This is a genomic window from Streptomyces bikiniensis (assembly GCF_000716625.1).
Lineage (GTDB): Bacteria > Actinomycetota > Actinomycetes > Streptomycetales > Streptomycetaceae > Streptomyces > Streptomyces bikiniensis.
In genome coordinates this window covers 89,731-110,243 of the sequence record NZ_JNXJ01000010.1, presented here as the reverse complement: position 1 = coordinate 110,243, position 20,513 = coordinate 89,731, and the positions used below count along the sequence as shown (strand labels likewise).

General features: G+C 70.9%; 18 protein-coding genes, 1 tRNA gene and 1 pseudogene. 12 read left to right on the top strand and 8 right to left on the bottom strand.

Annotation, left to right across the window (positions count from 1 at the left end; all coding sequences use genetic code 11):
* Complete coding sequence (locus OO47_RS10465; RefSeq protein WP_030210778.1) at nucleotides 1-387, top strand: peptidase inhibitor family I36 protein; 387 nt, start codon at nucleotides 1-3, stop codon at nucleotides 385-387.
* Nucleotides 388-484: 97 nt separating this feature from the next.
* On the opposite strand, the gene aceE is transcribed toward OO47_RS10465, so the two are convergent.
* A complete protein-coding gene (gene aceE, locus OO47_RS10460) occupies nucleotides 485-3,217 on the bottom strand; it encodes a pyruvate dehydrogenase (acetyl-transferring), homodimeric type (RefSeq protein WP_030210775.1) in 2,733 nt (910 codons plus the stop codon).
* Nucleotides 3,218-3,633: 416 nt separating this feature from the next.
* Here aceE and OO47_RS10455 point away from each other — a divergent pair, with 416 nt between their 5' ends.
* The 6 genes from OO47_RS10455 (at nucleotide 3,634) to OO47_RS10430 (ending at nucleotide 8,182) form a co-directional block, all read left to right on the top strand.
* The gene (locus tag OO47_RS10455) at nucleotides 3,634-4,056 is read left to right on the top strand and encodes a DUF3052 domain-containing protein (RefSeq protein ID WP_030210767.1); all 423 of its coding nucleotides are present in this window, start codon (nucleotides 3,634-3,636) and stop codon (nucleotides 4,054-4,056) included.
* 196 nt (nucleotides 4,057-4,252) lie between these two features.
* Nucleotides 4,253-4,711, top strand: coding sequence for a peroxiredoxin (locus tag OO47_RS10450; protein ID WP_030210764.1), 459 nt, complete (start codon nucleotides 4,253-4,255; stop codon nucleotides 4,709-4,711).
* Between the two features lie 227 nt (nucleotides 4,712-4,938).
* Entirely contained in the window at nucleotides 4,939-5,514 is a 576-nt protein-coding gene (locus tag OO47_RS10445) for a TerD family protein (RefSeq protein WP_030210761.1), read from the top strand.
* A gap of 84 nt (nucleotides 5,515-5,598) precedes the next feature.
* A complete protein-coding gene (locus OO47_RS10440; protein WP_030210759.1) occupies nucleotides 5,599-6,174 on the top strand; it encodes a TerD family protein in 576 nt (191 codons plus the stop codon).
* A 29-nt stretch (nucleotides 6,175-6,203) separates the two neighbouring features.
* The gene (locus tag OO47_RS10435) at nucleotides 6,204-7,343 is read left to right on the top strand and encodes a DUF475 domain-containing protein (protein ID WP_030210757.1); all 1,140 of its coding nucleotides are present in this window, start codon (nucleotides 6,204-6,206) and stop codon (nucleotides 7,341-7,343) included.
* Nucleotides 7,344-7,444: 101 nt separating this feature from the next.
* Nucleotides 7,445-8,182 (top strand): TerD family protein, encoded by a 738-nt coding sequence (locus tag OO47_RS10430; RefSeq protein ID WP_030210752.1) that lies wholly within the window; start codon nucleotides 7,445-7,447, stop codon nucleotides 8,180-8,182.
* 30 nt (nucleotides 8,183-8,212) lie between these two features.
* On the opposite strand, the gene OO47_RS10425 is transcribed toward OO47_RS10430, so the two are convergent.
* On the bottom strand, nucleotides 8,213-9,091 hold the full coding sequence (locus tag OO47_RS10425) for a TerD family protein (protein WP_030210749.1): 879 nt from the start codon (nucleotides 9,089-9,091) through the stop codon (nucleotides 8,213-8,215).
* A gap of 187 nt (nucleotides 9,092-9,278) precedes the next feature.
* Here OO47_RS10425 and OO47_RS10420 point away from each other — a divergent pair, with 187 nt between their 5' ends.
* The 3 genes from OO47_RS10420 to OO47_RS10410 all read left to right on the top strand — a co-directional run bounded on the left by OO47_RS10420 (nucleotide 9,279) and on the right by OO47_RS10410 (nucleotide 13,942).
* Nucleotides 9,279-10,442, top strand: coding sequence for an HpcH/HpaI aldolase/citrate lyase family protein (locus OO47_RS10420; protein WP_030210740.1), 1,164 nt, complete (start codon nucleotides 9,279-9,281; stop codon nucleotides 10,440-10,442).
* An 18-nt stretch (nucleotides 10,443-10,460) separates the two neighbouring features.
* Nucleotides 10,461-13,010, top strand: a complete 2,550-nt coding sequence (locus OO47_RS10415) for a phosphoribosyltransferase (protein ID WP_030210738.1) — start codon at nucleotides 10,461-10,463, stop codon at nucleotides 13,008-13,010.
* A 98-nt stretch (nucleotides 13,011-13,108) separates the two neighbouring features.
* Nucleotides 13,109-13,942, top strand: a complete 834-nt coding sequence (locus tag OO47_RS10410) for an HAD family hydrolase (RefSeq protein WP_030210735.1) — start codon at nucleotides 13,109-13,111, stop codon at nucleotides 13,940-13,942.
* Between the two features lie 17 nt (nucleotides 13,943-13,959).
* On the opposite strand, the gene OO47_RS34870 is transcribed toward OO47_RS10410, so the two are convergent.
* The 3 genes from OO47_RS34870 to OO47_RS10395 are packed head-to-tail and all read right to left on the bottom strand — an operon-like array spanning nucleotide 13,960 to nucleotide 16,329.
* Nucleotides 13,960-14,175 (bottom strand): FmdB family zinc ribbon protein, encoded by a 216-nt coding sequence (locus OO47_RS34870; RefSeq protein WP_033208689.1) that lies wholly within the window; start codon nucleotides 14,173-14,175, stop codon nucleotides 13,960-13,962.
* A 50-nt stretch (nucleotides 14,176-14,225) separates the two neighbouring features.
* Nucleotides 14,226-15,632 carry a hypothetical protein gene (locus OO47_RS10400; RefSeq protein WP_167345326.1) on the bottom strand — a complete coding sequence of 469 codons (1,407 nt, stop codon included), beginning with the start codon at nucleotides 15,630-15,632 and terminating at the stop codon, nucleotides 14,226-14,228.
* Between the two features lie 34 nt (nucleotides 15,633-15,666).
* The gene (locus OO47_RS10395; RefSeq protein WP_234323122.1) at nucleotides 15,667-16,329 is read right to left on the bottom strand and encodes a DUF4097 family beta strand repeat-containing protein; all 663 of its coding nucleotides are present in this window, start codon (nucleotides 16,327-16,329) and stop codon (nucleotides 15,667-15,669) included.
* A gap of 257 nt (nucleotides 16,330-16,586) precedes the next feature.
* Here OO47_RS10395 and OO47_RS10390 point away from each other — a divergent pair.
* Nucleotides 16,587-16,658, top strand: a tRNA-Val gene (locus OO47_RS10390).
* A 149-nt stretch (nucleotides 16,659-16,807) separates the two neighbouring features.
* On the opposite strand, the gene OO47_RS34865 is transcribed toward OO47_RS10390, so the two are convergent.
* From OO47_RS34865 to OO47_RS37710, 3 genes and pseudogenes are all read right to left on the bottom strand, one after another.
* Nucleotides 16,808-17,713, bottom strand: coding sequence for an HNH endonuclease (locus OO47_RS34865; protein ID WP_078489574.1), 906 nt, complete (start codon nucleotides 17,711-17,713; stop codon nucleotides 16,808-16,810).
* Nucleotides 17,714-17,914: 201 nt separating this feature from the next.
* Nucleotides 17,915-18,460 (bottom strand): annotated as a pseudogene (locus OO47_RS37715) (restriction endonuclease); the annotation flags it as partial.
* Nucleotides 18,385-19,056 carry a DUF4240 domain-containing protein gene (locus OO47_RS37710; RefSeq protein ID WP_234323126.1) on the bottom strand — a complete coding sequence of 224 codons (672 nt, stop codon included), beginning with the start codon at nucleotides 19,054-19,056 and terminating at the stop codon, nucleotides 18,385-18,387. The pseudogene OO47_RS37715 and the gene OO47_RS37710, both read right to left, overlap by 76 nt.
* Before the next feature lie 341 nt (nucleotides 19,057-19,397).
* Here OO47_RS37710 and OO47_RS10375 point away from each other — a divergent pair, with 341 nt between their 5' ends.
* On the top strand, nucleotides 19,398-20,483 hold the full coding sequence (locus OO47_RS10375) for a hypothetical protein (protein WP_030210724.1): 1,086 nt from the start codon (nucleotides 19,398-19,400) through the stop codon (nucleotides 20,481-20,483).
* Nucleotides 20,484-20,513 lie beyond the last annotated feature (30 nt).

The window sequence follows — 20,513 nt, the reverse complement described above, 5'->3', positions numbered from 1 at the left end:
ATGCGCGACCTGTATACGAAGCGACTTCTGACGACCGCCGTCCTGGCGGTCCTGCTCCTCACCGCCCTGCCGGCCACGGCCGCACCCGCCGCCTCGGGGCCGAAGCTCGGTGCCTGCGGCCCCGGGCAGCTCTGCCTCTGGCCCAAGCCCGACTTCAAGGGCAGGGTCCAGACGCACGAGCTGGCCACGACCGACGTCGACAGCTGCGTCGTCCTGCCGGCCGGCGCCCCGGCCCAGTCCCTCGCGAACCGCACCGGGCGGCCGGTCACCACCTACCAGTCCGCCGAGTGCGGGGAGACGGGCGAATTCGAGACCTATCCGGGGAAGGGGACCTGGGTGCCGCAGTCGCCCCACCAGATCAGAGCGTTCAAGATCTGGGAGCGGTAGGAGCGGCGGGAAGCGGCGGGACGGGGGCCCGGAAAGCGCCGAGGGGCGGCGGAACCACCGGTCCCACCGCCCCTCGGCCCCCCTCACGGGGTACGGCTCACGCGTCGCCGCCCGCCGCGCCCGGGTCCGCCGCCGCCACGTCGAGCAGCTGGTAGCGGTCCACGGCCTGCTTCAGGGCCGACCGCTCGACCTTGCCCTCCCGGGCCAGCTCGGTGAGGACCGCGAGCACGATCGACTGGGCGTCGATGTGGAAGTAGCGCCGGGCCGCGCCGCGCGTGTCCGCGAAGCCGAAGCCGTCCGCGCCCAGCGAGGTGTACGTGCCGGGGACCCAGCGGGAGATCTGGTCCGGCACCGCGCGCATCCAGTCCGAGACCGCCACGAACGGGCCCTCGGCGCCCTGGAGCTTGCGCGTCACGTACGGGACGCGCTGCTCCTCGTCCGGGTGGAGCAGGTTGTGCTCCTCGACGGCCACGGCCTCGCGGCGCAGCTCGGTCCAGGAGGTGGCGGACCAGACGTCGGCCCGCACGTTCCACTCCTCGGCGAGGATCCGCTGGGCCTCGATCGCCCACGGCACGCCGACGCCGGAGGCCAGGATCTGCGCCGGGATCGCGCCCGACTCGGCCGGCCTGAAGCGGTGGATGCCCTGGAGGATGCCCTCCACGTCCACGTCCTCCGGCTCGGCCGGGTGCTGGATCGGCTCGTTGTAGACGGTCAGGTAGTAGAAGACGTCCTCGGCCTCGGGGCCGTACATCCGGCGCAGGCCGTCCTTGACGATGTGCGCGATCTCGAAGCCGAACGCCGGGTCGTAGGCGATGCAGGCCGGGTTGGTGGAAGCGAGGAGGTGGGAGTGTCCGTCCGCGTGCTGGAGGCCCTCGCCGGTCAGCGTCGTGCGACCGGCGGTGGCACCGAGGACGAAGCCGCGCGCCAGCTGGTCGGCCATCTGCCAGAACTGGTCGCCGGTCCGCTGGAAGCCGAACATCGAGTAGAAGACGTACACCGGGATCAGCGGCTCGCCGTGCGTGGCGTACGCGGAGCCGGCGGCGATCAGCGAGGCCGTGCAGCCGGCCTCGGAGATGCCGTCGTGCAGCATCTGGCCGGTCGGCGACTCCTTGTAGGCGAGGAGGAGTTCGCGGTCCACCGCCTCGTACTGCTGGCCCAGCGGGTTGTAGATCTTGGCGCTCGGGAAGAACGCGTCCATGCCGAAGGTGCGGTACTCGTCGGGGGCGATCAGCACGAAGCGCTTGCCGATCTCCTTGTCCCGCATGAGGTCCTTCAGGATGCGGACGAACGCCATGGTGGTGGCGATCGACTGCTGGCCCGAGCCCTTCCTGGCCGCCGCGTAGGCCTTGTCGTCGGGGAGCTCCAGCGGCTTCGCCCGCACGACCCGGGTCGGCACGTACCCGCCGAGCGCCTTGCGGCGGTCGTGCATGTACTGGATCTCCTCGGAGTCCCGGCCCGGGTGGTAGTACGGGGGCAGGCCCTCCTCCAGCTGCTTGTCCGTGATCGGGATGTGCAGCCGGTCGCGGAAGCGCTTGAGGTCGTCGACCGTCAGCTTCTTCATCTGGTGGGTCGCGTTGCGGCCCTCGAAGTTCGGGCCCAGCGTCCAGCCCTTGACGGTCTGCGCGAGGATCACGGTCGGCTGGCCGGCGTGGGCCTTCGCCGCCGCGTAGGCCGCGTAGATCTTCCGGTGGTCGTGGCCTCCGCGGCCCAGGTGCAGGACCTGCTGGTCCGACATGCCCTCGACCATGGCCCGCAGCCGGTGGTCGTCGCCGAAGAAGTGGTCCCGGATGTAGCCGCCGGTCTCCGTGGCGTACGTCTGGAACTGCCCGTCCGGGGTGGTGTTCAGCTTGTTGACCAGGATGCCGTCCCGGTCCTGCGCGAGCAGCGGGTCCCAGGAGCGGTCCCAGATCAGCTTGATGACGTTCCAGCCGTTGCCCCGGAAGATCGACTCCAGCTCCTGGATGATCTTGCCGTTGCCGCGCACCGGGCCGTCGAGCCGCTGGAGGTTGCAGTTGACGACGAAGGTGAGGTTGTCCAGGCCCTCGCGGGCCGCGATGGACAGCTGGCCGAGGGACTCCACCTCGTCCATCTCGCCGTCGCCGAGGAACGCCCACACGTGCGACTTGGAGGTGTCGGCGATGCCGCGCGCCTCCATGTAGCGGTTCATCCGGGCCTGGTAGATCGCGCCGAGCGGGCCGAGGCCCATCGACACCGTCGGGAACTCCCAGAAGTCCGGCATCAGCCGCGGGTGCGGATAGGAGGAGAGGCCGTTCGGGAACTTCGACCTCTCCTGGCGGAAGCCGTCGAGCTGGGCCTCGTTCAGCCGGTCCAGCAGGTACGCGCGGGCGTAGATGCCGGGGGAGGCGTGGCCCTGGAAGAAGATCTGGTCGCCGCCGTCGCCCTCGTCCTTGCCGCGGAAGAAGTGGTTGAAGCCGACGTCGTAGAGGGAGGCCGAGGAGGCGAAGGTGGCGATGTGGCCGCCGACGCCGATGCCCGGGCGCTGGGCGCGCGAGACCATCACGGCCGCGTTCCACCGGGTGGCGTTGAGGACCTTGCGCTCGATCTCCTCGTTGCCGGGGAAGAAGGGCTCGTCCTTGGTGGCGATGGTGTTGACGTAGTCCGAGCTGCGCATCTCGGGCACGGCCACGCGCTTCTCGCGGGCGCGCTCGATCAGGCGGAGCATGAGGTAGCGGGCGCGCGCCCGGCCCCGCTCGTCGACGGCAGCGTCGAGGGAGTCGAGCCATTCCTGGGTCTCTTCCGGATCGAAGTCCGGGACCTGGCTGGGAAGGCCGCCAATGATGATCGGGTTGCGATCGGATCCGGGAGCCACGCTCTTCCTTCGCTGTTCGGGGTGGTCACGGGGCCACGGCATGGTCGGGATCTCCATCGTGTACCCCGCCGACACCGGACGTCATCTTTACCGAGGGGTAACCCCCGAGGGCGCCCTCCGGGTGCCAGGGTCTGGTCAAATCGCAACCTTACGCCCAACCCGCGCATGCGTTTCGTCCGGGCGTTCGGCAGACTGAAGACGCAGAAGTCCTCGAAAGAGGACGAACCGTCCGCACCCGATGACGGAGGGGGTCCCACGGTGCCGGAAGTTGCGGCGAGACGGCCCCAAACGTCACCGTTTCGGCGGTCTCCGGGGCCGGGTACTTGCGCGATCCGCCCCGGCACGTGTGGACTACGGCCAGCGCCGCGCGCACACGCGCGGCCCACAGCATTTTCCGAATGAGCAGGAGGCAAGCCGTGAGCGCGACCGCGGACCACGCGGAGGAGCGGACCAACCCGGCGTCGAGGCTGGGGTTCGAGCCCGGACAGGTGGTCCAGGAGATCGGCTACGACGACGACGTCGACCAGGATCTCCGTGAAGGCATCGAGTCCATCATCGGGGCCGATCTCGTGGACGAGGACTACGACGACGTCGCCGACGGCGTCGTCCTGTGGTTCCGCGACGAGGACGGCGATCTCACCGACGCACTGGTGGACGCCATCAGTCTTCTGGAGGACGGCGGCGTGATCTGGCTGCTGACGCCGAAGACCGGCCGCGACGGCTACATCGAGCCGAGCGACATCAACGATGCCGCGCAGACCGCTGGTCTCTCCCAGACCAAGAGCATCGTCGTCGCCAAGGACTGGGCGGGCACCCGCCTGGCGACCCCGAAGCGCTGAACCACCCACGCGGAGGCCTCCGCCGGACCGGTCCGGCGGGGGCCTCCGCGTCGTACGGGGCGCGCCTCCGCGCACGGCCACGGGCTCCCGGGCAAGGGCCTCCGAGGGCGGGCGTAGGGTGGGGTTCACCGTTTCGGCCCAGGGCCCGGGTTCCGTCGTCCCGGGGCCGGGCCCCGTCGAGAGGGACGCGCACGCGATGGCGATCGAGGTCGGCACCGAGGCCCCGGATTTCGAGCTCAGGGACAACCACGGGCGCGCCGTGCGGCTCTCCGGCTTCCGCGGCGAGAAGAACGTTCTGCTCTTCTTCTACCCCTTCGCCTTCACCGGCGTCTGCACCGGCGAACTGCGCGAGCTCCGCGCCCACCTCCCGGCCTTCGTCAACGACGGCACCCAGCTGCTCGCCGTCTCCGCCGACTCCGTGCCCACCCTGCGCGTCTTCGGCGACCAGGAGGACCTGGAGTTCCCGCTGCTCTCCGACTTCTGGCCGCACGGCGAGGTCTCCCGCGCCTACGGCGTCTTCGACGAGGAGAAGGGCTGCGCGGTGCGCGGCACCTTCGTCGTCGACAGGACCGGGTTCGTCCGCTGGAGCGTCGTCAACGCCCTGCCGGACGCCCGTGACGCCGCCGACTACGTGAAGGCGCTGGAAGCCCTCTGAGGGGTCCGGGCGGGGTTCCGGAAGGCCCCGGCCGGGTTCCGGAAGGCCCCGGCGGGGTCCCGGGAAGGTCTCCGGGGAGGGTTCCGGGGGAGCGCCGGGGCCGACACCCTCGGATTCACCGGGCGAATCGACTGTTTCGACCGGGAACCCGTCACTAGGATCCAGACGTTGATCCGATGCCAACGCACGACTGGGGGCGCTGCCCCTGGAAACCTATGGAGGGACTCGTGGGAGTCAGCCTCAGCAAGGGCGGCAACGTCTCGCTGACCAAGGAGGCCCCTGGCCTCACCGCCGTGACCGTCGGTCTGGGCTGGGACGTCCGCACCACCACCGGTACGGACTTCGACCTCGACGCCAGCGCCATCCTGGTGAGCGAGGAGGGCAAGGTCCGCAACGACCAGGACTTCGTCTTCTTCAACAACCTGAAGAGCGCCGACGGCTCCGTCGAGCACACCGGTGACAACCTCACCGGCGAGGGCGAGGGCGACGACGAGCAGGTCAAGGTCAACCTGGCGGGCGTGCCGGCCGACGTGGCCAAGATCGTCTTCCCGGTCTCGATCTACGACGCCGAGAACCGCCAGCAGTCCTTCGGCCAGGTGCGCAACGCGTTCATCCGCGTCGTGAACCAGGCCGGAGGCGCCGAGATCGCCCGGTACGACCTCTCCGAGGACGCCTCGACCGAGACCGCCATGGTCTTCGGCGAGCTGTACCGCCACGGCGCGGAGTGGAAGTTCCGCGCCGTCGGCCAGGGCTACGCCTCGGGCCTGCGCGGCATCGCGCAGGACTTCGGCGTCAACGTCTGAGCCGAACCGCACGAACCGTCCGGCGCCGCACTCGGAAGTGCGGCGCCGGACGTGCCTCATCATCCACCGGGGAGGAACAGAACCATGGGCGTCACGCTCGCCAAGGGAGGCAACGTCTCCCTCTCCAAGGCCGCACCCAACCTCACCCAGGTCCTCGTCGGGCTCGGCTGGGACGCGCGCTCCACCACCGGAGCCCCCTTCGACCTCGACGCCAGCGCCCTGCTCTGCCAGGCCGGCCGGGTGCTCGGCGACGAGTACTTCGTCTTCTACAACCAGCTCCGCAGCCCCGAGGGATCCGTCGAACACACCGGTGACAACCTCACCGGCGAGGGTGACGGGGACGACGAGTCCCTCGTCGTGGACCTCACCAAGGTGCCGGCCCACTGCGACAAGATCGTCTTCCCGGTCTCGATCCACGACGCCGACAACCGCGGTCAGAGCTTCGGCCAGGTCAGCAACGCCTTCATCCGGGTCGTGAACCAGACGGACGGTCAGGAGCTCGCCCGCTACGACCTCTCCGAGGACGCCTCCACCGAGACCGCGATGATCTTCGGCGAGCTCTACCGCTACAACGGCGAATGGAAGTTCAGGGCGGTGGGTCAGGGGTACGCGTCCGGGCTGAGGGGCATCGCTCTAGACTTCGGGGTCAACGTTTCGTAAAGCCATGTAATTTCACGATGGGGTAGACAGTGGTTCTGAAAACCTTCGGCTGGTCGTTCGCCGTCACGGCGCTCGGCCTGGCCTTCGCCGCTTGGCAGTGGGGGTGGGAGGCGTTCGGGGTCGTTCTGATCCTGTCGATCCTCGAGATCTCGCTGTCCTTCGACAACGCGGTCGTCAACGCCGGAATCCTGAAGAAGATGAACGCCTTCTGGCAGAAGATCTTCCTCACCATCGGCATCCTGATCGCGGTCTTCGGCATGCGGCTGGTCTTCCCCGTCGCGATCGTCGCCATCAGTGCCAAGGTCGGTCCCATCGAAGCCGTCCAGCTGGCCCTGGACGAGCCCGAGCGGTACGAGGCCCTGGTCACGGACGCCCACCCGGCGATCGCCGCCTTCGGCGGCATGTTCCTGCTGATGATCTTCCTCGACTTCATCTTCGAGGACCGCGACCACAAGTGGCTCGCCTGGCTGGAGCGCCCGCTGGCCAAGCTCGGCAAGGTCGACATGCTGTCGGTCTGCGTCGCGCTCATCGCCCTGCTCGTCACGGCGATGACCTTCGCGACGCACGCGCACACCAGCGCCGGCCACGTGGACAAGTCCACGACCGTGCTGCTCTCCGGCGTCGCCGGCCTGATCACCTACCTCATCGTCGGCGGCCTCTCCGGCTTCTTCGAGAACAAGCTGGAGGAAGAGGAGGAGCGCGAGCACGAGGAGGAGGAGAAGGCCAAGGCCGAGGGCAAGCCCGTCTCGGCGGTCGGCCTCGCCGGCAAGGCCGCGTTCTTCCTGTTCCTGTACCTGGAAGTCCTCGACGCCTCGTTCTCCTTCGACGGCGTCATCGGCGCCTTCGCCATCACCAACCACATCTTCTGGATGGCGCTCGGCCTCGGCATCGGCGCGATGTACGTCCGTTCGCTCACGGTCTACCTGGTCCGCGAGGGCACCCTGGACGACTACGTCTACCTGGAGCACGGCGCGCACTACGCGATCGGCGCGCTCGCCGTCATCCTGCTCGTCACCGTCCAGCACGAGATCAGCGAGCTCATCACCGGTTCCATCGGCGTCGTCCTGATCGCCCTGTCCTTCTGGTCGTCCGTCCGCCGCAACAAGGCGCTCGCGGCGGCCGGGGGCGGCTCCTCGGGGGACAAGACAGAGGTGACCTCGGGGGTGTGACACCCCCGGCAACGAGGAACGCTTCACTGCGGGGCGGCCGGAGCACCCGGCCGCCCCGCGGGCATGTGCGGACACGGACGAGTGGTGGGGGTGGGGGCGGCATGGCCTTCTGGGACAACCTGTTCGCGGGGAGGGCGGCCCAGTTCGACTCGGGCAACTCCGTGTCGAACGCGATCGACCTGACGAAACGGCGCCCGTCCGTCTCGCTCACCAAACAGGGGGCCGCCACCGGCAACCTCCGGGTGAACCTCTCCTGGCGGATGCGGACCTCCGACATCGAGGGCCGCTCCCGTCAGAGCGGCCGGCTGCTGCGCAACCCCGCCCAGTTCTTCAAGCCCGAGGTCGTCCAGGCCCACACCCAGGGCATGGTCAACGTCGACCTCGACCTGGGCTGCCTCTACGAGCTGGCCGACGGTTCCAAGGGCGTGGTGCAGCCGCTGGGCAACTTCTTCGGCGACCTGAACGCCGCCCCGTACGTGAAGCTGAGCGGGGACGACCGCTTCGGAGGCTCCTCCGGGGAGACGATCTTCGTCAATCTGGACCACCGGGACGCGATCAGGCGGCTGCTGTTCTTCGTCTACATCTACGACCAGACGCCGGCTTTCGACCGCACCCACGCCAAGGTCACGCTCTACCCGAGCAACGGGCCCCGGATCGAGATCGACCTCGACGAGCGCGCCCCGCAGGCCCGCTCCTGCGCGGTCTTCTCCCTGGAGAACGTCAAGGGCGACCTGACGGTCCGGCGCGAGGCGCGGTTCGTGTACGGCTTCCAGGGGGAGCTGGACCGCCTGTACGGCTGGGGCCTGCAGTGGGGCCGCGGCTACAAGACCAAGACGTGACGGGCGGGCGCCGTGCCCGCCCGGGCCGCTTCAGGGCGTGACGAACTGGGGACCCATCGGGGGCATCCGGAAGTCCGGGGACGGGTGCTGCTCGGGGGCGCCCACCGGCTGCGGATAGCCGTACGCGGGGGCCGGGACGTTCACGGACCGCTGCGGGTAGCCGTAGGCGGGCGCCCGGTCCGGCCGGGGCGGCACCGCGGGCTGCGGCGGCACGGGCGGGTGGACCACGGCGGTCGCGTCCGGGTCGGGGGAGCCGGCGGCGGGCGTGCCGTGGGCCGGGGAGCCGGTGTGGACGCCGTCCGGGGTCCGGGGGGTCTCCGGCCCCCCGGGAAGGCCGTCCCTGCCCTCTTGGGCGTCTTCCTGGGCGTCCTCGTCGACCGAGATGCCGAAGTCGGTGGCGAGGCCGACGAGGCCCGTCGGATAGCCCTGCCCCACCGCGCGGAACTTCCAGCCGTCCCCGCGCCGGTACAGCTCGCCGCAGATGACGGCCGTCTCCTCGCCGGTCTCCGCCGTCACCTCGAAGAGGGCCAGCGGCTCGCGCTCGGGCCCGGTGGCGTCGTACAGCAGGATCCGCAGGTCGGAGACGGAGCGGAAGGTGCCGCCGTCGGAGGAGGCGGCGACCACCACCCGGTCGACCGAGGCGTCGAGGTGGCCGAGGTCGGCCTCGACGGTGTCCGTCAGGCCTGCGGCGTCCCGCTTCTTCGGCAGCCGCCGCACGAGCCCCGAGGGGTGGCGCGGCTGGTTGTAGAAGACGAAGTCCTCGTCGGACCGCACGCGCCCGGAGGGCCCGAGCAGCAGGGCCGAGGCGTCCACGTCGGGGACCCCGGGGCCCGGGGTCCAGCGGAGCACGGCCCGTACGGCCGCGGTGTCGAGAGGGACGTTGGAGCCCTTCAGCATCGCGTGCGTCATGACCGCAATCCTGCCCTCCCGGCCGACCCGCGGACAACGCGGGGGCCGCACCGAGACCGGGACGAGACCGGCGGACGCGTGGGGGTTACCTGGATTTCATACGCTGGGGGAACCGGGGACACCCGCACCTACGTACTATTACCGGCCACGTGTCGTCGGGGCACAGAGAGGCAGACGGGATACTTATATGCGTCATTTCGGGCACATCCCGTCCGTGAAGCGGGCCGGACTCTTCCACCGGGAACCGGCCGAGTTCACGGCCGAATCGCCCGCCCGCACCCTCGCCGCGGCCCTGGGCGCCACCCTCTACAGCCCGGGCACCCGGCCCCGGCTCGCCGCCGCCGTGCGCAAGCAGGCCGCCCGCGGCGTGGTCTCCATGGTGCTCTGCCTGGAGGACTCCATCAGCGACGCCGACGTCGAGGCCGGCGAGGACAACCTCGTCCGGGAGTTCGCGGAGCTCGCGGCCCACGGGACGGACGTGCCCCTGCTCTTCATCCGGGTCCGGGAGCCGGAGCAGATCACCGACCTGGTCGACCGCCTCGGCGAAACGATTCACCTGCTGTCCGGATTCGTACTGCCCAAATTCACCGAGAACCGCGGCCGCGCCTTCCTCGAAGCGCTCGTCGAGGCCGAGCGGACGAGCGGCAGGCGCCTCTTCGCCATGCCCGTCCTGGAGTCCCCCGAGCTCCTCCACCTGGAGACCCGGGTCGAGACCCTCGCCGGCATCGCCTCGATCACCGACAAGTACCGCGACCACGTCCTCGCCCTGCGCCTCGGCGTCACCGACTTCTGCTCCGCCTACGGGCTCCGCCGCTCGCCCGAGATGACCGCGTACGACGTCAAGGTCGTCGCCCACGTCATCTCCGACGTCGTCAACGTCCTCGGCCGCGCCGACGGCACCGGCTTCACCATCACCGGACCCGTCTGGGAGTACTTCCGGCCCGGCGAGCGCATGTTCAAGCCCCAGCTGCGCCGCAGCCCCTTCCTGGAGGGCCGCGCCGAGGACCTGCGCACCGCCCTCATCGAGCACGACCTCGACGGCCTGCTGCGCGAGATCGAACTCGACCGCGCCAACGGCCTGCTCGGCAAGACCTGCATCCACCCCACCCACGTGCTGCCGGTGCACGCGCTCTCCGTGGTCAGCCACGAGGAGTGGAGCGACGCCCAGGACATCCTGCGGCCCGAACGGGGCGGCGGCGGGGTGCTCCGCTCCGCGTACACGAACAAGATGAACGAAGTGAAGCCGCACCGCGCGTGGGCCGAACGCATCCTGCTGCGCGCCGAGGTCTTCGGCGTCGCCAAGGAGGACGTCGGCTTCGTGGAGCTGCTCACCGCCGGGCTGACCGGCTGACGAAGGGACGTCGACGACGTGGTGTGGACCGGAACGTGGGTCGCGGAGCGACTGGGCGTCGAACTGATCGGCGACGAGGAGCTGCCCGGCCTGTTGGGCCTCGCACTGCGCCGCAACCCCAAGCGCGCGCACCTGCTCGTCTCCGGCGTGCTCGGCAAGCACGTGCCGCAGCGCCCCTCGGTGGTGTACGGCGCGGGGCTCGACCTCGGCCGGCGCGTACGGGCGCTGCTCGGCGACGAGGAGGCCGCCCGCGCCGTCGTCCTCGGCTACGCGGAGACCGCCACCGCCCTGGGCCACGCCGTCGCCGACGGCCTCGCCCTCGCCCCGTACCTCCACTCCACCCGGCGCCCGGTGCCCGGCGTCGCCCGCGCGGGCGGCTTCGAGGAGTCCCACTCCCACGCCACCTCGCACCTGCTGCTCCCCGAGGACCCGAAGCTCCTCGCCGGCGAAGGCCCCCTGGTCCTGGTGGACGACGAGTTCTCCACCGGCAACACCGTCCTCAACACCATCCGTGACCTGCACGAACGCCACCCGCGCGAGCGGTACGTCGTCGTCGCCCTCGTGGACATGCGCGCGGCCGCCGACCGCGACCGCCTGGCCGCCTTCGCGGAGGAGATCGGCGCCCGCGTCGACCTGGTCGCCCGCGCGGCCGGCACCGTACGCCTCCCGGAAGGGGTCCTGGAGAAGGGCCGGGCCCTCGTGGCGGAGCACGAGGCGCGCCACGGGGCGACACGGGAGCCGGAGACCGTCCCCCTGGCCTCCGCCTTCGTACGGGCTACCCTCGACTGGCCCCGGGACCTGCCCGACGGCGGCCGCCACGGCTTCACCCCGGCCCACCGCGACCGCCTGGAGGCGGCCCTGCCGTCCCTGGCGGCCGGGGTGGGGGAGGCGCTGCGGAGCCGTCCCGGCACCGGCCGCGGCCGCGTTCTCGTCCTCGGTTTCGAGGAGCTGATGTACGCCCCGCTGCGCCTCGGCACCGCCCTGGAGGAGGCCGGGCACGACGTCCGCTACTCCACCACCACCCGCTCGCCCGTCCTCGCCGTGGACGACCCCGGCTACGCGATCCGCACCCGGCTCGTCTTCCCCGCCCACGACGACCCGGCCGACGGCCCCGGCGAGCGCTACGCGTACAACGTGGCGGGCGGGGGCTTCGACGCCGTCGTCCTCGTCGTCGACTCCGCCGCCGACACCCCCGCCCTGCACGCCCCGGGCGGCCTCCTGGCCCGCCTCGCGGAGCACGTGCCGCACGTGGTGCTCGCGGTCGTCCCCTCGTACGTGCCCTCCTGCGCGCCCGGGACCGCCCCGCACGCCCCCGGAACCGCCGGGACCACGCGAACCGTCGAGAACGGCGGAGCCGACGAAGCCACCGCCGACGACACCGTCACCGAAGTTCCCGACGCCACCGAAGCTCCCGAAAGGAGCTCCATGCTGCCCGAGCCCCTCCGCGGCCCCGCCTTCTCCTCCTACGCACCCGAAGAGGTCGGCTGGCTGCTCCAGGACCTCTCGGACGTCGAACTCGAAGCCCCCACCGAGGAGCGCGAGGAGGCGATCCAGAGCGGCGGCGCCCACTACGCGGAGTCGCTGCCCGTCGAGTACCAGCCCAGCGAGCGCTACCAGGAGCTCTTCCACGCCGCCCTGGAGGGCTCCGCCGCCCGGATCGCCCGCGCGGTCGGCACCGTCACCGAGACCGTCCTCGCCGAGCGCCCCGGCACCCCCGTCCTCGTCTCGCTCGCCCGCGCCGGCACCCCCGTCGGCGTCCTCATGCGCCGCTGGGCGCGGGCCCGCCACGGCCTCGACCTCCCGCACTACGCCGTCTCGATCGTGCGCGGCCGGGGCATCGACGCCAACGCGCTGCGCTGGCTCGCCGCCCACCACGACCCCGCCGACGTCGTCTTCGTCGACGGCTGGACCGGCAAGGGCGCCATCACCCGCGAACTCGCGGAGGCCCTGAAGGACTTCGACGGCTTCGACCCGGACATCGCGGTCCTCGCCGACCCCGGCTCCTGCGTCCGCACCTACGGCACGCGCGAGGACTTCCTCATCCCCTCCGCCTGCCTCAACTCCACGGTCTCCGGCCTGATCTCCCGGACCGTGCTCCGCCCCGACCTGGTCGGGCCGGACGACTTCCACGGCGCCAAGTTCTACCGAGAGCTGGCCGGCTCCGACGTCTCCGGGACCTTCCTGGACGCCGTCGCCGCCCGCTTCGAGGAGGTCGCCGCGACCGTCGACACGGACGTCAAGGAGCTCCTGACCGCCGACCGCGCCCCCACCTGGGAGGGCTGGGCCGCCGTGGAGCGGATCAGCGAGGAGTACGGCATCCACGACGTCAACCTGGTCAAGCCGGGCGTCGGCGAGACCACCCGCGTCCTGCTCCGCCGCGTCCCCTGGAAGATCCTCGCCAAGCGGGGCGCCGGCGCGGACCTCGCGCACGTGCGCCTCCTCGCCGAGCAGCGCGGCGTCCCGGTCGAGGAGGTCGACGACCTCCCGTACAGCTGCGTGGGCCTGATCCACCCCGAGTACACCAGGGGTGCGACGGGCGCCGACGGCAAGGCGGTGGTGTCCCGGTGAGCACGACGGCGGGCACGCACCCGGTCCAGCCCCCGGCCCCTGCACGGCCCCCGGCCCCGGCCCCGGTGCGGGCCCCGGCCGAGGCGCAGGTCCAGGCCGTGCCCCCGGCCCCGGTCCGGACCTCGGCCCCGGTCCTGGTCGCCAGCGACCTCGACCGCACCCTCATCTACTCGTCCGCGGCCCTCGCCCTCGGCATGCCCGACGCGCTCGCGCCCCGGCTGCTCTGCGTCGAGGTCCACGAGTCCAGGCCGCTCTCCTACATGACCGAGGACGCGGCCGCCCTCCTGGCCCGGCTCTCCGACGAGACGGTCTTCGTGCCCACCACGACGCGGACGCGCAGGCAGTACCAGCGCATCCGACTCCCCGGCACCGCGCCGAAGTACGCGATCTGCGCCAACGGCGGGCACATCCTCGTCGACGGCGTCTCCGACCGGGACTGGCACGCCTCCGTCCTGGACCGGCTGGCCGGCGAGTGCGCCCCGCTCGCCGAGGTCCGCGCGTACCTCTCCGCCACCACGGACCAGACCTGGGTGCGCAAGCACCGGGTCGCCGAGGACCTGTTCACCTACCTGGTCATCGAGCGGGACCTGCTCCCCGAGGGCTGGCTGGAGCTCTTCGGCCACTGGGCGGGGGAGCGCGGCTGGACCGTCTCCCTCCAGGGCCGCAAGGTGTACGCGGTGCCGAAGCCGCTCACCAAGGGCGCGGCCGTCCGCGAACTCGCCCGCCGCACCGGCGCCGGGCTCACCCTGGCCGCCGGGGACTCCCTGCTCGACGCCGACCTGCTGCTCGCCGCGGACCGGGCCTGGCGCCCGGGCCACGGCGAACTGGCCGACAGCGACTGGACCGCCCCCCACCTCGACGTCCTCGCGGAGCGGGGGGTCGCGGCGGGGGAGGAGATCCTGCGCCGCTTCAGGGCGGCGGCAGCGGGCTGAACTCCCCTCCGGGAGGATCAGCCGCAGCAGCCCCCACCACAGCAACCGCCGCCGCCACCGCCACTCTGCGCGGGGGCGGCGGCGCCGCTTCCGCCGACGGCCACGGCCGAGAGCAGCTTCACGGTGTCGCCGTGCCCGGCGGGGCAGGCGGCCGGGTCGGAGGACTCGGCCATGGGCCGACTGAGCTCGAAGGTGTCGCCGCAGGTGCGGCAGCGGTATTCGTAACGAGGCATGGGGACAGGTTAGAGGCTGCCCCACCGGTCGCCCCGCCGGCCCGGACCGGTCAGTGACCGGCGCCGCCTCCCCGCTCCTCCCGGATCTGCCCGACGACCCGGGCGGCGGTGGCGCGGACCTCCCCCAGCTCGGTCAGGAAGTGCCAGTAGTCGGGGTGGCGGCCCTCCAGGGAGGCGACCGCCCGGTCGATGCGCGCGACGGCCTGGTCGAGGGGCGCGGCGTGCCGCGGGTCGGGGGTGGTCCGCCCGTCCATGGCGAGCCGCTGGGCGTCCCGTACGGCGAACCGGGCGCGGTCGACCTCGGCGTCCGGGTCCTTGGCGACGGCCTCCAGACGGCGCAGCCGGTCCCCGGCGGCCGAGACGGCCTCGTCGGTCGAGTCGAGCAGGGCGCGGACGGTGGAGAGCAGCGAGGTCGCGTCGGGCCAGCGCTGCTCGGCCCGCGCCTTCCCGGCCTCGCCGAGCCGCTCCCCGGCCTGCGCGAGACTCGCCGCGGCCTGCTCGGGCACGTGCTGGAGGTCCTGCCAGCAGTCGAGGGAGAACCGCCGCCGCAGCTCGGAGAGGACGGGCTCGACGCCCCCGGTGCGGGTGGTCAGCGCCTCGGTGCGGGTACGGAGGGAGACGAGCCGCCGGTCGATCTCGGCGGCGCGCTCGGGCAGCCGCTCGGCCTCCGCCCGTACGGCCTCGGCGTCCCGCAGCACCCGGTCGGCCCGCTGGAGGGTCTCGGGGACGCCGTGCCGGCCCGCGCCCTCGTTGAGCCGGGTCAGCTCGGGCCCGAGCCGGGCGAGCCGCAGCGCGAGGTCGTCGGCGCGCAGCCCGCCCTCCCGCACGGCGTCGAGGGCGTCGCTCGCGCCGCGCAGGGCCTGCCGGGCGCGCTCGACGGCGGGCGCGAGCCGGGCGAGCTGGGTCTCGGCGCGCCCGAGGAGCGGGGCGAGCCCGGCCTCGAACCGGTCGAGCTCGCCCTTCACCCGGTCGAGCTCGTCCTTGGCGCGGGTCAGCTCGGTGCGGGCCCGGGAGGCGGTGGCGGCGTCCAGCTCGTCGCGGTCGAGGTCGTGGGCGTCGACGGCGGTGATGTACACGTGGCTGACCTGGTCGATGCGGCGCCCGAGCGCCTCGAAGCCGGCGACGGCGTCGCGCGCCTCGGGGGAGCTGTCGACGGCCGTGATGGTCTCTATCGAGATGCGCAGTCCGCGCTGGGCGGTGTCGAGCTCGTAGAACGCGGCCGCGGCGGCGTCCTTCGCGGCCTGCGCCTCGGCCCGCTGCCCCTCGCCCCGCCCGCCGAACCAGCGGCGGGTGCCGCCCCCGGCGAAGGCCCCGGGCAGCATCGCTCCCGCCACCAGGGGCAACAGGAGCGCCAGCCGGAACGCGGAAGGAATCCCGGGCGCCGACGCGCTCCTCGTATCGCTCGCCGCCACGTACCTCTCCCCGTGCTGTGTCCGCCGTGCCCGGTCCGGGACCATTCTCCCACCCGGTGGGGACGAACACACGGGCCGGTCAGTTCACCGTACGAACGGTGACGTCCCCGTTCTCGCTCCGCACGCGCACCGCGTTCCCGCTCCCGTCCCGCCGGGGGACGCCGATCCGCACGTCCCCGTTCGCACTGCTCCCGGCCACGGCGTACTCGGCCTCCGGCAGCTCCGCGGTGACGTCGCCGTTGTCGGTGGCGATCTCGACGTTCCGGGGTACGGCTCCGAGGGCGAGCCGGACGTCGCCGTTGTCGGTCCGTACGGTCAGGTCGGCCGACGTGGTGCCGGCGTCGACGACGACGTCCCCGTTGTCGCTGCCGAGATCGAGCGCCGCGCCGGCCTTCCGCACCCGCACGTCCCCGTTGTCGGTCCGCACCTTCAGGGGCGTGGCGAGCCCCTCGGCCGTCACGTCCCCGTTGTCGCTCTCGACGGCGACGGAGACCTTCCGGGGCACCTGGATCCGGTGCACGGCCGCGCAGTTCGAGGCGACCGCGTCGCACTCGACCCGCAGCGTCAGCCGCCCGTCGACCAGCTTCCAGTCGGCCTCGGGCCCGGACCCCATGAACACCCACCCGTCGACCTGCCGCTCGACCCGCACCTCGTCGATGTCGGCGGGCGTGATCACCAGCCGTGAATGGTCGGAGTCGACGGTGAGTGCGCTCCCCTCCAGGCCGAAGCTCCTCCGCTCCACCGGCGCCCCCTCGGCGTCGGCGGACCCGCACCCGCCGACCCCGAGCAGTCCGACGAGAACCCCACCGCAGACGACCAGCACCCGACCCCGACGACCCACGACCAACCCCCAGGAGAAACACGACGACCCCCCGAAGCTACGCCCCGCACACCCCCGGTCACGATCCGGCGACCCACCGTCCCCGGGGTGGGGCTACCCCCCGCCCCATCGGTTTGCGACACCCACCCACCGGCCATGTAGGCTGTTGCCTCTTCCACGGGTGCGTAGCTCAGGGGTAGAGCGCTGCTCTTACAAAGCAGATGTCGGCGGTTCGAAACCGTCCGCGCCCACCGGTGACGAAGGCCCCCAGCCGATCTTGGCTGGGGGCCTTCGACGTCCGTATCTGATTCTGGGGCGCCGGTTCGTGTGGCTCACGGCTTCGTGCTCGATGACGGATGCCGTGCGCGCCTTCTGACGTGCGGCAGCCGTCTGGTTCCACTCAGGAGGTCTTGCCTTGGGTGGCATGGGCGGTCGTGTCCCTGCCGCAGAGCGCTCGGTGGTAGCGAAGGTGCGCTTCGTCGAGCGGGTGGGCGGGGTGTGTCCGGAGCGGGCCCATGGAGCTGTTGTTCGCGGTCGAGCGAACGGTTCCTTCGGTGTCGATGTAGATCGCCAGGGTGTCGAACTGGACGTGGTGATTCGGGCACAGGACGAGCAGGTTGGTCTGTTCGTCGGGGCCGTTGTGAGGGCGGCCGAGGCCACGGATGTGGGCCGCCTCGCTGTAGGTGCCGAAGCGGGTCGACAGCTGGAGGGCGCACACCTGACAGCGGTCGCCGTGCAGCTTCTTCACCCTGGCCGTCAGGACGGTGTCGCGGATGACGCGGGAGGAAGTGACCGTGCGGCGTGCGGCAGGAACCGTTTTCCTCGCGTGATCCTCTGTGGAGTCCTCGATGCCGCCGGCGCTTTCGTAGCCGGCCAGGCCCAGCCGCTCCAGCAGGGCGTGCTGATCTATGTCTGCCAGGTAGGTCTCCCGCAGGACAGCCACCGCCTGGGACCGGACGAAGGGGTCCCCCAGCAGCCGCGCGACCTGCTCGGTCACTCCCCCTTCGGGGTTGAGCCTGTCGAACGCTGCGGCGTGGGCCACGGCGTCCAGCTCGGGTGGGAGGCCGTGGACATCCCACAGTCGGCTCGTCTGCAGGTGCACGAACGGGTACTCGGGGGTGACGGAGGATTCGGGAAGGCCGAACTCGGCCAACAGACCGCCCACTTCCTCACGGAACTCTCGCCAAGGTGCGAGATGAGGCCTGCCCGTGGCCACTCGGGAGATGCCCCACAGCAGAGCCAACGGTTTGTGCCTGCTCTGCCGACCGTTCCTCTTGTGGACCCGGAGGTTCCTCAATCTGTCCATGAGCACGCTCACCATGAGCTCGGCGGACGATTCGGTCGGTGTGCGGGAGGCCGAACCAGAGACGCCCGGTTCGCGTGGCGCGGGAAGCGGCGGCGGGAGTTCCCGGCCGCTCTCGGGCGACTGCCGGACCGGTTCCCTGTCCCTGGGAGGGCGAACGGCCCGACGCCGAACCTCGGGCGTCGCGGCATGCCCCTGCTCCACCCACTGGCGCCAGGAATGGGGAGCGAGCTTGAGCGCGTTCGCGGTCGAGAGCTCAGGGTTGCCCCGAGCCTCGATCCAAGCCCAGTCGACCCGATCGCCCTCTGCGTTCAGATCCAGGACGGACAGTTCGTATCGATAGTTCGGGAAGGGGATTCCCCTCGCCTGCTGCTCGATCTGCTCGGCGTGGTCGATCACCGCCACACCGCAGAACTCGACGTATCCCTTGGGCGTCTTGTTGCGCTAGACCGCGGCGAACACCAGCAGTGGTACGGCCGGTGCGCGCTGCTCCGCAGTGAGCCCCTGGTGTTCCTCCAGTGCCTCCAGCAGTACCGCATTGCCTTGTGTGGTGCCCACCGGCACCGTGTGGTCGACCCGATGGTCGCCGAAATAGAGGATTCGACCGTTGTCCAGGTCGAACACATCGTGCCAGGGCGTTTCAGCCGTTCCGGCCTTCCACGGGCTGGAACGGATCAGGATGCCCGGACGGCGCGGCCCGCCGGGCGCCTTGATCTTGGCAATCGGGTTGATGCCCTTGCTGAGCTGGATCTGAGCGAGCCTCTCCGAGGCTGTGACGTGGTGGATGTTTGGGTGACCGTCGATGAACGCCATCGCGGGATCTCTGTTTCGAGCAGACCGAAACACGTCCCCGACACGCAACAGGCTTCCCACCGGTCCTCCCCCTCGTCGCACTGCCCCGCCCCCTCGATCTTGCCAGGTCCGCGAGGCCACTGGCCCTGCAGGTCAAGTGGTGGCTCGCCTCGGTTTCGTAGGTGTGGCCAACCGTCTCTATTGGAGTAGCTCTCGAAGCAGTGGCGGGCCGTGCGGTCCCACTCCTTGCCGGTATCCAGTTCGTACGCTTTGTCCGGTGCGGGTAGCAGCCACTCACCGTCGTACTCGGTGGAGGTATACGGGGCGAACTCGTCGACGTCGAAGAAGACGCCCTCCCACACGGTTTGGCCTGCGGCCACCACGGCACAGCGTGTGTACAGGAACACGTCGGACGATTGTGGGAACGGGCCGCCGTCTCGGTCTGTCATGTCGACCACGGGGAGGGTTCCGAACTTCTCCCGGTCCAGGCGGTAGAGGGCCTCGGCGTGACGTTCGGCGAAGCCGATGATGTCGGGGACGGGGCGGTGGCTCAGCTCCTCGGCGAGGCGCTGAGCAGTTCTCTTGGGCTGCTTCGCCGTCCAGGGTGGCTATCAGCGCCCAGAAGTCGGCCCATGTCATTCTCACCGACGCAGGATGTCAGGGCGGTCTGACATCAACGAGAGTGCACAACCGAATTGGGTTTTCAGTGAGCTTTTTCGAAGTGGCCACTGGTCGAGTGATGGCTGAGCCGAAGCATGCTAGTTGTCACACAGGCAGGCTTGCTGTCACTGTGGCCGAGGTTGCATGCGTTGGGCTTGACCAGCTAAACACCGATGCCACCGAAGCCGGTTGAGGCAGCCAGGGGTTGTCAGTGGCTGGTGAGAGGATCACCAGCATGGTTTTCGTACGTACTACTCCGCCGCGGCCCGTGGACGTGACCGCGGTCTTTCCCGAGCTGACGGCGTTGGCACGTCCTGCGATTAGGCTGCACCCCCGCCCCGGATCGCCTTCGGTCGGGGAGAGCTCGGTCGGGGGGCCGTTGCTGTGGCCGGCTGAGGAGCCATGGCCGCACTGCGAAGCCTCGCACCTGCACCGTGACAGTGGGTTCCGCCAGTCGCCGGCCGAAGTGCGGCTCATAAGGCGCATGCGGGCCCGGTGGCACGGTGATCACGATGGTCCTGGGATAACGCCCGAGGAGGAGTCGATCAAGGAACGGAACGCCGCGAGGCTCGCGGAACGCCTCGACGCCGGCCCTCCGTTGCCCGCGGACTGCCCGGTCCCCATGCTGCCCGTGGCCCAGCTGTATCTGCGCGACATACCCCTGTTGCGGCCGCCCGGACAGGACGATCTGCTCCAGGTTCTGTGGTGCCCCTACGACCACGATCCGAATTGGAAGCCGTCGACCGCGCTGTTCTGGCGATCCGCCGCCGAGGTCGTCGACGTCCTCGCCACACCGCCCGAGCCGTACGAGGTGAACTATGAGGGCTATGTGCCGGAACCGTGCGTGCTGGCACCGGAAGCGATCACCGAATACCCCGCCAGTCTCGATCTGAGCCCGCAGATGCTGCTGATGGTGGAGGACTGGAGCAGATGGCAGGCAGCCGGTGCCGACGTGGACAGCTCCTACGCGGACTGTCCGAAGGACTTCTATGACATCCATCTGGCTGACGCGCCCGGCTGGAAGGTCGGTGGCTGGCCTCCGTGGGGCCGCACCGATCCCAACCCCCGATACTGCACCGTCTGTGATGTACAGATGGTCCCGCTGCTGACCATCGCCTCCTTCGAATGGGACGGCGGTGAGGGACACAGCTGGGCGCCTTGCGAAGAACAGGCCGCCGCCCACGCCGCCAACACCGTCGGTCACTGCTGTGGCCAGGACCCCTCGCAGCCGACCAAGGTCGAAGTCGGCAGCACCGACAACATGCAGATCTACGTCTGCCCGACCTCTCCCGAGCATCCACATACCGACCTGATCCAATGAGCTGTCGAGCCTGTCACACACCCCCCGCAG